We start from the raw sequence: 12,948 nt of genomic DNA, 5'->3' as shown, positions 1-12,948 counted from the left end.
ACGGTTCATGCTGAACCTGAAGGCAACGGAAAAATGACAGGAATTCCGCCGCCTTAGCGGCTTTTCCTCATTCCCGGTCTTGTGTTTTCGCTCCCAATCCGCTTTCACTGCAGGCGATCACTGATTCCCAGAGTATTGCCATGCGGTTGTCGCGATTCTTTCTGCCCATTCTGAAGGAAAATCCGAAAGAGGCGGAGATCGTCTCGCATCGGCTGATGCTGCGCGCCGGCATGATCCGGCAGGAGGCGGCCGGCATCTATGCCTGGCTGCCGCTCGGCTTCCGCGTGCTGAAGAAGATCGAGCAGATCGTGCGCGAGGAGCAGGACCGCTCCGGCGCGCTGGAACTGTTGATGCCGACGCTCCAGCTCGCGGACCTCTGGCGCGAGAGCGGCCGGTATGACGCCTATGGTCCGGAGATGCTGCGCATCGCCGACCGCCACAAGCGCGAGCTGCTGTATGGGCCGACCAACGAGGAAATGATCACCGAGATCTTCCGCGCCTACGTCAAGTCCTACAAGAACCTGCCGCTCAACCTCTATCATATCCAATGGAAATTCCGCGACGAGCAGCGTCCGCGTTTCGGCGTGATGCGTGGCCGCGAGTTCCTGATGAAGGACGCCTATTCCTTCGACCTCAACGAGGCCGCAGCGCGCGTCTCCTACAACAAGATGTTCGTCGCCTATTTGCGCACCTTCGCGCGGATGGGGCTGAAGGCGATCCCGATGCGCGCCGAGACCGGCCCGATCGGCGGCGATCTCAGCCACGAGTTCATCGTGCTTGCGGAGACTGGCGAATCCGGCGTTTTCATCAATCGCGACGTGCTGGACCTGCCGGTGCCGGGCGAGGACGTCGACTATGACAGCGACCTGACGCCGATCATCAAGCAATGGACCTCGGTCTATGCGGCGACGGAAGACGTGCATGACGCCGCGCGCTTCGAGCAGGAAGTGCCTGCGGACAAGCGGGTGAACACCCGCGGCATCGAGGTCGGGCAGATCTTCTATTTCGGAACGAAGTATTCCGACGCGATGAAGGCGCTGGTTGCAGGCCCCGACGGTGTCGATGTGCCGATCCATGGCGGCTCCTACGGCGTCGGCGTCTCGCGCCTGCTGGGCGCCATCATCGAGGCCTGCCATGACGATGCCGGCATCAAATGGCCGGAGGCGGTGGCCCCGTTCCGCGCGTCGATTCTCAACCTCAAGCAGGGCGATGCCGCGGTCGATGCGGCCTGCGAGAAGCTCTACGCCGAGCTCACCGCCAAGGGTGTCGACGTGCTCTACGACGACACCGATCAGCGGGCCGGCGCCAAATTCGCCGCCGCCGACCTGATCGGCATCCCCTGGCAGATCATGATCGGGCCGAAGGGCCTCTCCGAGGGCAAGGTCGAGATCAAGAAGCGCAGTGACGGCTCTCGCGAGACGATGTCGCCTGCGGACGCGGTCGCCCGGCTGGTCGGCTGAATATTGTTCATCGCGCGATATCGCGGCCGCCAATCCGGCCACAATTGACCCCGAATCATGGGATTATCGAGCGATGGATGAGACCATGACCGAGACCAAGCAAACCGCGCCTTTTGCGCCATTCGAGTGGATGCTGTCGGCGCGCTATCTGCGGGCGCGCCGCAAGGAGGGATTCATCTCGGTCATCGCCGGGTTCTCCTTCCTCGGCATCATGCTCGGCGTGGCGACGCTGATCATCGTCATGGCTGTCATGAACGGCTTCCGCAAGGAGCTGCTCGACAAGATTTTGGGCCTCAACGGCCATATCCTGGTGCAGCCGCTGGAATCGCCGCTGACCGACTGGAAGGACGTCGCCGACCGCCTCAGCCAGGTCCAGGGCATCCGGCTCGCAGCACCCGTGGTCGATGGCCAGGCGCTGGCGTCCTCGCCGTGGAACGCCTCGGGCGTCCTGGTGCGCGGCATCCGCTCCGACGACCTCAACAACCTCACCTCGATCGCCAAGAACATCAAGCAAGGCTCGCTCGAGGGCTTTGACGACGGGCAGGGGGTCGCGATCGGCCGCCGCCTCGCCGACCAGCTGTCGTTGCATGCCGGTGACAGCGTGACGTTGGTGGCGCCGAAGGGCGCAGTCACCCCGATGGGCACGACGCCGCGCATCAAGCCCTACAAGATCGTGGCGGTGTTCGAGATCGGCATGTCCGAATACGATCTCGGCTTCGTGTTCATGCCGCTGGCCGAAGCTCAGGCTTATTTCAACCGCAGCAACGACGTCACCTCGATCGAGGTGTTCACCACCAACCCCGACAAGATCGACGCCTTCCGCAAGGCGGTGACGGAGGCTGCGGGCCGTCCGGTGTTCCTGGTCGACTGGCGGCAGCGCAACTCGACCTTCTTCAACGCGCTCCAGGTCGAGCGCAACGTGATGTTCCTGATCCTGACCATGATCGTGCTGGTCGCCGCACTCAACATCGTCTCCGGCCTGATCATGCTGGTGAAGGACAAGGGCAGCGACATCGCGATCCTGCGCACGATGGGCGCCTCGCAAGGCTCGATCATGCGCGTCTTCCTGATCACGGGCGCCTCGATCGGCGTGGTCGGCACGCTGGTCGGCTTTTTCGTCGGCCTCGTGATCTGCCTCAACATCGAGTCCATCAGGCAATTCCTGTCCTGGCTGACCAGCACCGAGCTGTTCTCGCCGGAGCTCTACTTCCTGTCGAAACTGCCCGCCGAGATCGACGTCGGCGAGACCACGGCGGTCGTCATCATGGCGCTGACGCTGTCGTTCCTTGCGACGCTGTACCCGTCGTGGCGCGCCGCGCGCCTCGATCCCGTCGAAGCGCTGCGGTACGAGTGAGGAGCTGATGGAGAGCCAGCAGGGGGCGGAAGATGTACCGGTCATTTATCTCCATGAGATAAAGCGGCAGTACTTGCAGGGCGAGGTGCCGCTGACGATCCTCGACAACGCCAAGCTCGCGCTGTGGGCCGGGCAATCGGTGGCGCTGGTCGCGCCGTCGGGCTCGGGCAAATCGACGTTGCTGCACATCGCAGGGCTGCTTGAAGCGCCCGATTCCGGCGAGGTCTACGTCAACGGCGCGCCGACCTCGCAGCTGCCCGACATCGAGCGTACCCAGCTCCGCCGCACCGATATCGGCTTCGTCTATCAGTCGCACCGGCTGCTGCCGGAGTTCTCGGCGCTCGAGAACGTGATGATGCCGCAGATGATCCGCGGCCTGAAGAAGTCGGAGAGCGTCAAGCGCGCCAAGGAGATTCTTGGCTATCTCGGCCTCGGCGACCGCATCACCCATCGGCCCGCGGAACTGTCGGGGGGCGAGCAGCAGCGCGTCGCGATTGCGCGCGCGGTCGCCAACGCGCCGCGTGTGCTGTTCGCGGACGAGCCGACCGGCAACCTCGATCCGCACACGGCCGATCACGTCTTCCAGGCGTTGATGCAGCTGGTCAAGGCGACCAAGGTCTCCATGTTGATCGCGACCCACAATATGGAGCTCGCCGGCCGCATGGACCGGCGCGTGTCGCTGTCGAACGGCCAGGTCGTCGAGCTCGAATAGTAAAAACTGCGAAAACAACCCCATGCACAGTAGCCGGCCTTGGCCGGCTACGATCGGGGTGACGCCTTCCAGCCATTTGACATGTCGGGCCTTTCGGCTGCGACGGCGCATCGCCGCAGCGGCGGGGCCGTTATGGCCTGATCACCGTCAATCTGAACGGCCCGCCATTCGCTGCGGCGTGTTCCACCGCCTCGTTGACGTGGTCGAGGTCGAACGCCGTCGCCTCGTATTCGTCGAGCCGCAACAATCCCGCGCGCACCAGCGCGATCAGGCGGCTCGCCGCATCCGGCGGATACATCCAGACGCCGTGGATGCTGATGCAGTTGCGCATGATCCAGGGGTAGGGCAGATCGAGGCCCGCGCCGCCCGCCATGCCGACGCCGCCCATCAGCACGACGCGGCCGTAAGCGCGCACCGTCATGATCGCCGCGCGTACGACGGTCGTGCTGACCGAGGGCGGCATGATGTCGAATACGCAGTCGATCGGCCCCGGCGCGGCGCGCTTCATGCTTTCGCAGTCGTCGCTCTCGTTGCCAGTGAGCTTCACCGGCTTCACCCGATCGCCGAAGCGGCGGACGAGGTCGGCCAGAATCCTGTCGTTGCGACCGGGCGCGATCACGCAGGCCGCGCCCATCGCGAGCGCGACGGAGACGGCCGCGCTGCCGAAATTGCCGGTGGCGCCGCTCACCAGCACGGTCTCGCCGGGCTGAAGGTTGGCGGCGAGGAAGCCGCCATAGGGCACCAGCGCCGTCCCCAGCGCGCACCATTGCGAGGCTTCCGCGGACGTGATCGCGCCAAGCCGCTTCACATTCTCGGTCGGCACGCGCATCCGCTCGGCATAGGAGCCGTGGCGAAAATGCCGTTGCAGGCGCATACCGCCGGGGCCGGCGGCCGTGAGCCCTTGCAGGGCGATATCGGGCGCCACGATGTCATCGCGCGAACGCACCGTCGGGTCGCAGAACACCCAGTCGTCAACGGCGAGCTTGGTCGCGTCCGGGCCGATCGCGCGCACCCGGCCGATGCCGCCGGGACCCGGGATGATCGGCAGGTCGAGCGCGTAGTTTCGTTCGCCGCTGAAAACCTCGTTCATGTAGGACAGGACGCGCGTGGCGACGACGTCGACGATGACCTCGCCGGTGCCGAGCACCGGCTCCGGCACATTCTCGATCACCAGCGGCGATCCAAAGGATTTGAGTACGGCAGCTTTCATGATGTTCACCTCAAAGTCGGGTGAAAGGGCATATGCGCCGCCTTGGACAGGTCAGGAAGGCCTGGTATTATCCTAGTATTACGAAGGCCCTCCATCGGAGCGCAACATCATGGCCGACCCGCGCCGCATCGAATTCGGCGACTTCCTGCGGTCCCGCCGCGAAAAGCTGACGCCGAAGACGGTCGGTCTTCCCGCGGGCAGCCGCCGGCGCACCGCGGGCCTGCGCCGCGAGGAGGTCGCCCAGCTCGCCGGCATCGGTGTCGATTGGTACATCCGCCTCGAGCAGGGCCGCACCGTCAGCCCTTCGGTGACCACCGTCGATGCGCTCGCCCGTGCGCTGCGGCTGAGCAAGACCGAGCATGCGCACCTCAAGGCGCTTGCGCGCGACGGCGACAAGCGGGCGTTCACGCGCGAGATCGTGCCGCCGCCGATCCTGCGGCTGATCGAGAGCCTGCCGCATCCGGCCTATATCACCGGGCGGCGCTGGGACGTGCTGGCCTGGAACGAAGCCGCCGAGCAGGTTTTTGCGTTCGGCCGGTTGCCGGAGGAGGATCGCAACACGATGCTCCTGATGATGACCAACAAGCAGACGCGCAAGGCTTACGGCACGGGCTGGGCGGAGGTCGCCAAGCGCATGGTCGCGATGTTTCGCGCCACCCACGACGTCTGGGCCGGCGATCCCGCCTTTGCGGAGTTGCTGACGCGGCTGCGGCAGGGCAGCCCGGAATTCGTCAAATGGTGGGAGGCCCACGAAATCCGCAGCACCGCCTCGGGCCTCAAGACGATGTCTCATCCAACTCTGGGCGTGCTGCATTTCGAGCACACGAGTTTTCAGGCCAACGACGATCCCGCGCTGAAGCTCGTGATCTATACGCCGGTCGGGGCGTAGAACGCCGTCATCAGATCGGGAAGGCCACCGGCATATGTCCGGCGGCCTCCGCACTTATTGTGGTTTGCGGGGCGGCGCCCCGACTAGAGATCGATGCTGACGGCGATATTACGGCCCTGCAGTTCGGCAATCTTCATTCCATCAGCCTGCAGCTGCGCGAACTCCGGGTCCTTTGCCACGGCCTCCTGCACCTTGCCGTAGACTTCCCAATTGGAGTAGCGCGTCGTAACCAGCAACTCTCCTGCCCAGTGACCGGTGTGGAAACGGGAGAGCCGAAGAAACTCGGCACCGTGTTTTTCAAAGATTTTCTTCGCCTGCCGGATGATCTGGACCGTTTCCTCGACCTTGTCGGTTTTGAAGCGAGTAAATTGAACGATCGGCATGGGCTACCTCCTTAGCTGTGTAAACTGTCCAAGAGGCATGTATCGAGCGACGTTTGAGGAGCGAACCTCCCGTTCGATCTCGATGAAGGTTCGTCTTCGGCGGCGTCATCCTGGTTCAGGTTTCGCAAGCGGAATCATCTTTGCCCTTTCTTGGGCGCTTTAAATTCGCCGCGCGTGCCTTGCCCGGCCGGGCTCCCTTGGCATTGTCATTGCTGCCGACCAACGGTTTCACTATCGACCCGCTTGATGGCGGGTGGATTCCACACGCCGGTCAATGCCTCCGACTTTGGCGCATAAAGACGCATGGTGAGGTTGAACGGGCTTTTGGGCGCGGGCAGCCAGTTGGCTTCGCGATCGCCGCCCGGATTGTCATTCTGGACGTAGAGCGTGAGCGATCCGTCGGCGTCGCGCTTGAACGGCATCCAGCTGCTCACCGCAAAGCGATTGAGTGGATTGGCAACCTGGAAGCCTTCATCGTCATACAGGGTGATTGACCAGAATGCCTCGACCGGCGGCACCGCGTCCTTGGCAAAGCGGACGATGTATTTGTTTGCGCCGTCGAGCGGCTTGCCGTTTTCATCGCCAACACTGTTCGGGTAGATCGCGTCCTCCGGCAGATTAGCGCCGAGTCCGAGCTGCGCGACGATCGCGCGCTTCAAGTAGTAGTTCCCGTAAACGCCCATCGTGTCCGTGTTCATGGACCAGTGATTTGCGACGCGCGCCAGCGTAGGGATTTTCCATGCCATCAGTTTTTGCGCCTGAGCCGGCGCATCCTCGATAGCTTTCCGTACCGTGGCATCGGCTTTGGTCATATCGAAGTTCTTGCCCGGTTCGAGACCTATCCGCGCCATGCGCGCGATGATCGGCTCATCTGTGATGTGTGGCGGGTGGACTTTGGATAGCTCCGCCGCATAGGCAAAAAACTTATCGCCTGCCATCGTGTCGACTTGCAGCTTCGGCGGCGTCTTGACGTCAACGTTGGGATCGATGGTCTGTGTCACTGCGACCGGGGGCTTACCCCACCCAGATAGCGGTGTGATCTTGTACCCCTTCTGCACCTCGTGAACCGGAGCATAGTCGGCAGGACCATCGGTCTTAGTGCGGCCGATGATCCAGACATAGGGCGTCGGCGCGTCGATACGTGCGAAGCCCGCCGGCACGTTTCCGTTCCAGCCCGGCGGCACGACCAGGAAATTCGCTGCCTTGGTGCCTGTCGTACGCCATCCCGGCGACGCGAACACATCGGTCCACATGTCGAGCATCGGCAGCAGGTAGTAGCGGCCACCGGTATCGGGAACCGAAACGACCATGGGTTCGCGGGTCAGGTCGAGCCAGGCGCTCGAATACAGCGTGTCGAAATTGGGCCGCACCACCGCCTTCATGTCTGCGGTCGGGTAGGCCTGGATATTGTCGAACGTGTTCGGAGGACCGCCTATTGCCGCAGTTTTGGGATCGGAATTGATGAGCTGCTTGCGCGTCAGGTCCATCGTCACGAGCGGATAGAAGTAAACATAGGCCTCCGCAGCGATCGCTTGTGCCTCTTCCGCAGAAATCGATTGAGCGGCGCTCGGGGTCGATGTCGACACGATGAGACTCAAACCCGACAGGATCGCAGCAAGCGACAACAGATGCTTTTGCATAAGGGTTCTCCTGAAATTCGCTGCATTGGCCGAGTGGGGCGATGTAGTGCCGCCACTGCGGGTGTTTTCCTATTTCCCTCCAACTCAGGCAAAGGAGGATGAGCCAGCTAAGCGGCGAAGCGCCGCGTTCTGGTTGATCTAGATCAAGGGACGTCCGCCGACGGGTCACGAGCGGCGTTGCTCTGACGGATCGCTGCGCTCCGCTTGGCCCTCAAAAGCGGACGCCAGGCGATCTTGAGCCGACGCCCGAGACCGGCGTTTAGATGACGAGCTTCAGCGCCGGATCGTCATTGGATTGCAACCTCGTGTGCTCGAAATGGAGCAGCTCTTCATCCGATGATTCATCGTCTTGAGGTCGGACGCTGACGATGTGAGCCCATCTGCCGAGAATAGCTCGATGAATACTCCGGCGTCTGCGCGCGGTCGATTGTGATAGGCACAGGGATGGTCACGTTGCCCGGTGAAATACGGAGTGGCGATGCGGGCGAGGGCGCGGCCGACGGACGCGCGATGGCGCGATCGCGCGATTGTCGCCGATGAGCTTGCGGCGAACAGTCGCGGCTTGTGACCTATGACAAACGACTGCGGCCTCAGAGTGGTGTTCGCGGCGAAGCGCGATCGAGTGATCGCAATGCACGCTGGTGGGCGGAGTTGCTGATTGTACCGAGGGACTCGTGGTGCTACGTTTGAGCACGTCATTCCGTTTCGGTTTGATGCGGCGGGCGATCGGGCTTACGGACCGCCGCCCGTTTGTTTGAAGTTGGAATAGTTGAGCCAATCGTGTCCCGCCTCCGGCTCCCCTTTTGAGTGCGGTCGGACGATGTTTTTCATTGGCCTCCGTTCTTCCCATTGACTCGGAGGCGGGCTTTTTTCAGTTGAACTTTGCAGCAAGTCGATCTTCGACATGTGCATACTGACAAGCCACGCGGATCGTGCCGCACCACATCACCATCTGAACGCGAGGTGGGGCAGCCATTGCTTGATGGTTGCATTGCTCTGTGCCGCTTCCTTGTTTCAGTTCGCGCCCAGGGCGTGGGGACAATGCTCGGCGCGCGACGTGTTACAGAATCAACTGAAACTCGGCAAAGTTCGTGCAGTTGATTTGCCGCAAAAACTCATCGGGTCCGCCCGCGACGTTCCGACTTGGAAGACGATTGCGGTCGGCACTTTTGGCAACTCCTTCGCGTTGCGCAATGCATTGGATGCCGTGGGTTGCAATATCGGCGGGTTGGCCGCGGAAGTTCTCGCTCGACCGGCATTTACCGTCAGTTCTAACAAGATGGACGTGGAGCTTTTGGCGGTATCCGCGGTCCAGCTCGGCTTCAAAACCGATAGCGTGCCTCTGGCCGTCATTTACGCGCGGGCCCGACAACTCGGCTTTGAACTTGCTGCAGCGGAGGTCGGTCCGCAATTGCGCCTTCAATATCTTGATCAGCCCATGGGCGAATTCCTCATCGTGGGAATGCAGCCGATCAAGACGTGGAGCGGAGAGCCCGTGGTTCTCAACGTGGCAAATGGCGGAGCCGGATTGATCCTGATCGGCCAGGACGGCCGAGATGACGCTGAAATACCGGCGACCTCCCGTTTTCTTTTCGTGCGGCCGCCTGACCTTAGCGGCGGAATCGCGGCCGCTCTGCTGCCACCATGAAGACGAACAACCAAGTTTCGAGCAGCGCTGACTGCGGAGAAAATTCCTTGCGTCAGATCAAGGGAGATTTCCTGTCCATGGAGAACAACGAGGCTGCCGGCTCAAATGCAGCGGCGTCGGGAGTTCACGGGGATGGAGGCAAGCCTCGTCTCAAGTCTCGTCTGGAGCGGCGTCAACAGTAGGGAGTGACATCATGCGCGGATTCGGAGCTGTATGCATCTCACTGTTACTATCGGCAATTCCTGCGACTGCGTCAGATCAAAATCTCAAGGAAGAACTTGGAAAGATAGGTTCAGCATACGAGCAGTACTTCAGCAACAAGGACGCTGCCGGGATTACTTCGCTTTACACCAAGAACTATATGCGCGTGACGGAAGACGGCGTCGTGGACAATGCCAGATACTACGAGAACGCTTTCAAGGCGGGAGTTAGTCGCCTCGAGGTCAAGACGATCGAGGTTCAGTCATTGTCAGAAAGCATGGCCCTGGTCACCGGCGAATCTCGCGTTACCGGCAACAGCGAGACAGGCGCTCCCATAGACTTCACCGTTGTTTGGACCGCTCTCGATGTTCGTGAGGACGGGCAATGGAAGATTCGCATGCTCACGTCGGTCCCCAAACCGCCGCCGCCCCAGCCGCAGCAGGCCGCAAAGTAACTCAAGGCATAGCCTTCTCTGCCCGCAATCGTTCTCTGCACCACCTCAAAGGGAGCCAACGATGGCCAATTTGCACGCAAACCTCGCGTTGCTTTCAGTCGCATCAGTGCTGGCAACGACGAGTGTCCAGGCTCAGAGCATGCCGCCGGAGGGCCCCGTCTCGGTCATATTCACCGCGACGCCGATTCCTGCTCCCAAGCCGATGGCGATCGGCGGCGGCAGAGAATTTGCTGTCATGAACCAGGCCATGGCAGCCTCAAACGAGGCGGGAAATCCTGTACTCAACAACATGGGTGGACGTTGTCAGCTCAGCCGCCTGACGGATCCGTCTGCGAAGACCGCCGAAATTCACGGGTTCTGTACTTACATCGACAAGGACGGCGACCAGTTGTTCGAGCAATGCGACTGGATGCCCGCATCCCCCAACAATTGCAACATAACGGGTGGGACCGGCAAATTCGAAGGTCTCCAGGCCGCGCTCGTCGTCACCATCGACCCTCTCAAGAGCAACTTCGATGGCATCAGTCAGGTCATTGGCCACAAGAAGGGGACGTACAAGTTCGTCAAGACGAACTAGGCTCGTCCGCCGAATTCCAGCGGGCGTACGGCCTTGATTGCTGCAGTTCGGGATGCCAAGGCAGCAACGTCTTCTGAACGGTTTGCCCTGGCGCTCATGTCCGATGTCACGCACTAGCGACGTGGTTCCGTCGTCTGCTGAACGGCCGGCCGGTGTCCCGGTGAAGTACGAGGTACGCCGCTCGCCAGCATGTTCGGTAACCGGCGGCGTTGTGAGTTCTTTGGGTGTGAATGGGTTCACAACGACGCCGCCAGGCAAGTGCTATGTTCCAGCCATTCTACTGCCGACTGATTTTCTGAAGAGTGTTTTTCGAACAGCCTCTGAGGAGAGGGTCATGTTCAAGCAATTCCTCTTGTTCAAGCAATTCCTCTTGGTCGCGGCGATAGCCTCCCTGACGTTAGCCACATCCTCTAAAGCCGATTGCGAATATGCTTTGGAGCGCGGCGCGTCCGCCGAGTCGCGTTCGGTTTCGTTGCATTCTGATGCAGCTCAACTTGCGGAAGCCCTGTTGGATGACATTGTGACTTGGCTCTCATCGAATTTCGACCTGCCTGCCATCAAGCAGCGTCCCGTCGTTGAATTTGCGTCGAAGATGGAGCTTGCGAGGTTGCGTGCAAGGGACCGTACTTCTTCGCAAGGCTTCATGGAAAGCGATGGACAACTAGCTCAGCGCGAGGTTGTCGCACTTTACGACAACGAGACGAGAACGATCCTGCTTCCTGATGATTGGGGTGGCACTTCGCCGACCGATCAATCGGTCCTGGTACACGAAATGGTCCATCACCTTCAGAATGTTGGAGGGCTCAAATTTGTTTGCCCACAGGCGCGAGAGAAGTTGGCCTACCTGGCTCAGGATAAATGGCTGGAGCGGTTCGGACTTAGCTTGGAGAACGAGTTCGACGTCGACATGTTCACGGTGCTGATTACTTCAGCATGCATGTATTGATTGTGACCGGTCGATCCCAGTCGCTGTCGAACGATTGCCGTTCCAAAGGAGCGCAAAGCCAAGATCATCTCGTACGTACCAACAGGATCTTCAGCGGATTTGATTGATGGCCAGACTCTTGGCGGTCCTCGCAATTGCATTGGCGATCCTGGCGATGGCTCCGGGGCAGCAGAATCAGTTTGTACCGCTGCCAACGGGACAAATGCCAGCGGTGCTTGTTCCCTGAGTTCTCCTGAGGTGAGGGGTTCATCCATTCAGTCGATGGCGCACAGATCCGCTCGTGGCCCCACGGCGATCTGCAAGGCGGACGGGCGCCGGCATCCGCACGCTATTCAGGCGTCAGCCCCAATGCCTTCACGGCAGCCACCAAGGGAGGCGTTTCGCTGTCGTACAGCCTTCTGAACGCGATATGTCCTTGAGCCGACTCATCGATGCCGTACGCGTCGAGCAGCTTCTGTATCTTGTCGGTCTTGCCTGCCTCCACCATCAGGCCGGAAACACGCTCCACGATGTCCTGCGGCATGCCGATGGGACCGGCGAGAAAGACGTAACCGGTCATAGCAAAGAGCTCGGACTCGGCACCCTGCTCGAAAAATGTGGGAACGTCGGGAAGCTTTCTGCTCCGCGTCCTCGTCTGCACGGCGATTGCCCTCCCAACTCCGGATTCCAGCGCGTTGACGGCATTGGCGTAGCTCCCCATCGCCGCCTGGAGCACGCCGGCCGCGAGGTCCTGCCACATCGGCGCTTCGCCGCGGTAGTGCACGGCTTTCATCTGCAGCCCGTACTGCTTGTTGAGCTCTGCAACGACGATATGAGGGTAGGAGCCTGCGCCGAAGGTCCCGACGTTGGTCACGTTCCTGCGGGCGTATTCGACGAACTCCTTTAAATTGGTGGCATTGGTCGCCTTATAGGCGACCAATGGCAGATATCCTGCCGACATGCTGGAAATGAGCGCGAAGTCTCTGTCGGCGTCGTATGGCAAAGTCTTAAATAGCACGCGGCTTTGCACCAGAGTTGCGGTGATGGCGAGGAGTAACGTGTAACCGTCCGGTGGCGATTGCTTCACGGCTGCTGCAGCGATCGAACCGCTGGCACCCGCCTTATTCTCAACTATCACCGGCTGGCCGAGCTTCTGGGAGAGGTATTCGCCGTAGACGCGCGCGAGGGTGTCCGCAAGTCCGCCGGCGGGATAGGCGCAAACAATCTTGATCGTCCGGGAGGGCCAGGTCTGCGTCCACCCGCTATCATGATACGACAAAGCGATGGTGGCTGCGCCGGTTGCGATGAAGGCGCGGCGCGTGATCTTCAATGCCATCACGGTCTCCATCATGTTTGTATTCCGAGGACGCGCGTCGTGGCGTTGCTGCCAGTCCTTCAAGCGGACGGCCCTACGTTGAATCCTGAGCCGCTGCTCGGGGCACTGCTGCGCGGTACGGCAAGCCGTTGGTCGTGCTCATGGATTGCTTCCCGAGCA

Annotated in this window: 12 protein-coding genes; 8 read left to right on the top strand and 4 right to left on the bottom strand. The window is 61.2% G+C overall.

Going from position 1 to position 12,948, the window contains the following annotated elements; genetic code table 11:
• Positions 1–140 precede the first annotated feature (140 nt).
• The 3 genes from proS to AC1DW2_RS28790 all read left to right on the top strand — a co-directional run bounded on the left by proS (position 141) and on the right by AC1DW2_RS28790 (position 3,526).
• Positions 141–1,460, top strand: a complete 1,320-nt coding sequence (gene proS / locus AC1DW2_RS28800) for a proline--tRNA ligase (RefSeq protein WP_477007724.1) — start codon at positions 141–143, stop codon at positions 1,458–1,460.
• A gap of 73 nt (positions 1,461–1,533) precedes the next feature.
• Positions 1,534–2,814, top strand: a complete 1,281-nt coding sequence (locus AC1DW2_RS28795) for a lipoprotein-releasing ABC transporter permease subunit (protein ID WP_014494909.1) — start codon at positions 1,534–1,536, stop codon at positions 2,812–2,814.
• A gap of 7 nt (positions 2,815–2,821) precedes the next feature.
• The gene (locus AC1DW2_RS28790; RefSeq protein WP_028153958.1) at positions 2,822–3,526 is read left to right on the top strand and encodes an ABC transporter ATP-binding protein; all 705 of its coding nucleotides are present in this window, start codon (positions 2,822–2,824) and stop codon (positions 3,524–3,526) included.
• Between the two features lie 130 nt (positions 3,527–3,656).
• On the opposite strand, the gene AC1DW2_RS28785 is transcribed toward AC1DW2_RS28790, so the two are convergent.
• Entirely contained in the window at positions 3,657–4,736 is a 1,080-nt protein-coding gene (locus tag AC1DW2_RS28785) for a zinc-binding dehydrogenase (protein WP_477007723.1), read from the bottom strand.
• Between the two features lie 109 nt (positions 4,737–4,845).
• On the opposite strand from AC1DW2_RS28785, the gene AC1DW2_RS28780 reads away from it, so the two are divergent.
• Positions 4,846–5,625, top strand: coding sequence for a helix-turn-helix transcriptional regulator (locus AC1DW2_RS28780; RefSeq protein ID WP_354245450.1), 780 nt, complete (start codon positions 4,846–4,848; stop codon positions 5,623–5,625).
• Positions 5,626–5,708: 83 nt separating this feature from the next.
• Here the strand turns inward: AC1DW2_RS28780 and AC1DW2_RS28775 are convergent, their stop codons facing one another.
• Both AC1DW2_RS28775 and AC1DW2_RS28770 read right to left on the bottom strand, forming a co-directional pair.
• Positions 5,709–6,008, bottom strand: a complete 300-nt coding sequence (locus AC1DW2_RS28775; RefSeq protein WP_063983013.1) for a hypothetical protein — start codon at positions 6,006–6,008, stop codon at positions 5,709–5,711.
• A 206-nt stretch (positions 6,009–6,214) separates the two neighbouring features.
• Positions 6,215–7,648 (bottom strand): DUF1254 domain-containing protein, encoded by a 1,434-nt coding sequence (locus AC1DW2_RS28770; protein ID WP_354118050.1) that lies wholly within the window; start codon positions 7,646–7,648, stop codon positions 6,215–6,217.
• 982 nt (positions 7,649–8,630) lie between these two features.
• On the opposite strand from AC1DW2_RS28770, the gene AC1DW2_RS28765 reads away from it, so the two are divergent.
• The 4 genes from AC1DW2_RS28765 (at position 8,631) to AC1DW2_RS28750 (ending at position 11,474) form a co-directional block, all read left to right on the top strand.
• Positions 8,631–9,296, top strand: a complete 666-nt coding sequence (locus AC1DW2_RS28765; RefSeq protein ID WP_354118365.1) for a hypothetical protein — start codon at positions 8,631–8,633, stop codon at positions 9,294–9,296.
• A gap of 193 nt (positions 9,297–9,489) precedes the next feature.
• Positions 9,490–9,951 (top strand): YybH family protein, encoded by a 462-nt coding sequence (locus AC1DW2_RS28760; RefSeq protein WP_063983016.1) that lies wholly within the window; start codon positions 9,490–9,492, stop codon positions 9,949–9,951.
• Between the two features lie 61 nt (positions 9,952–10,012).
• A complete protein-coding gene (locus tag AC1DW2_RS28755; protein ID WP_477007722.1) occupies positions 10,013–10,528 on the top strand; it encodes a hypothetical protein in 516 nt (171 codons plus the stop codon).
• A gap of 334 nt (positions 10,529–10,862) precedes the next feature.
• Positions 10,863–11,474 (top strand): DUF6647 family protein, encoded by a 612-nt coding sequence (locus AC1DW2_RS28750; protein ID WP_477007721.1) that lies wholly within the window; start codon positions 10,863–10,865, stop codon positions 11,472–11,474.
• A 328-nt stretch (positions 11,475–11,802) separates the two neighbouring features.
• Here the strand turns inward: AC1DW2_RS28750 and AC1DW2_RS28745 are convergent, their stop codons facing one another.
• Positions 11,803–12,804 (bottom strand): Bug family tripartite tricarboxylate transporter substrate binding protein, encoded by a 1,002-nt coding sequence (locus AC1DW2_RS28745; protein ID WP_477007720.1) that lies wholly within the window; start codon positions 12,802–12,804, stop codon positions 11,803–11,805.
• Positions 12,805–12,948: the final 144 nt, after the last annotated feature.

This window comes from Bradyrhizobium sp. P3_C3 (assembly GCF_056402655.1).
The sequence above is the reverse complement of the archived record's forward strand: the minus strand, read 5'-3'. Positions and strand labels throughout refer to the sequence as shown.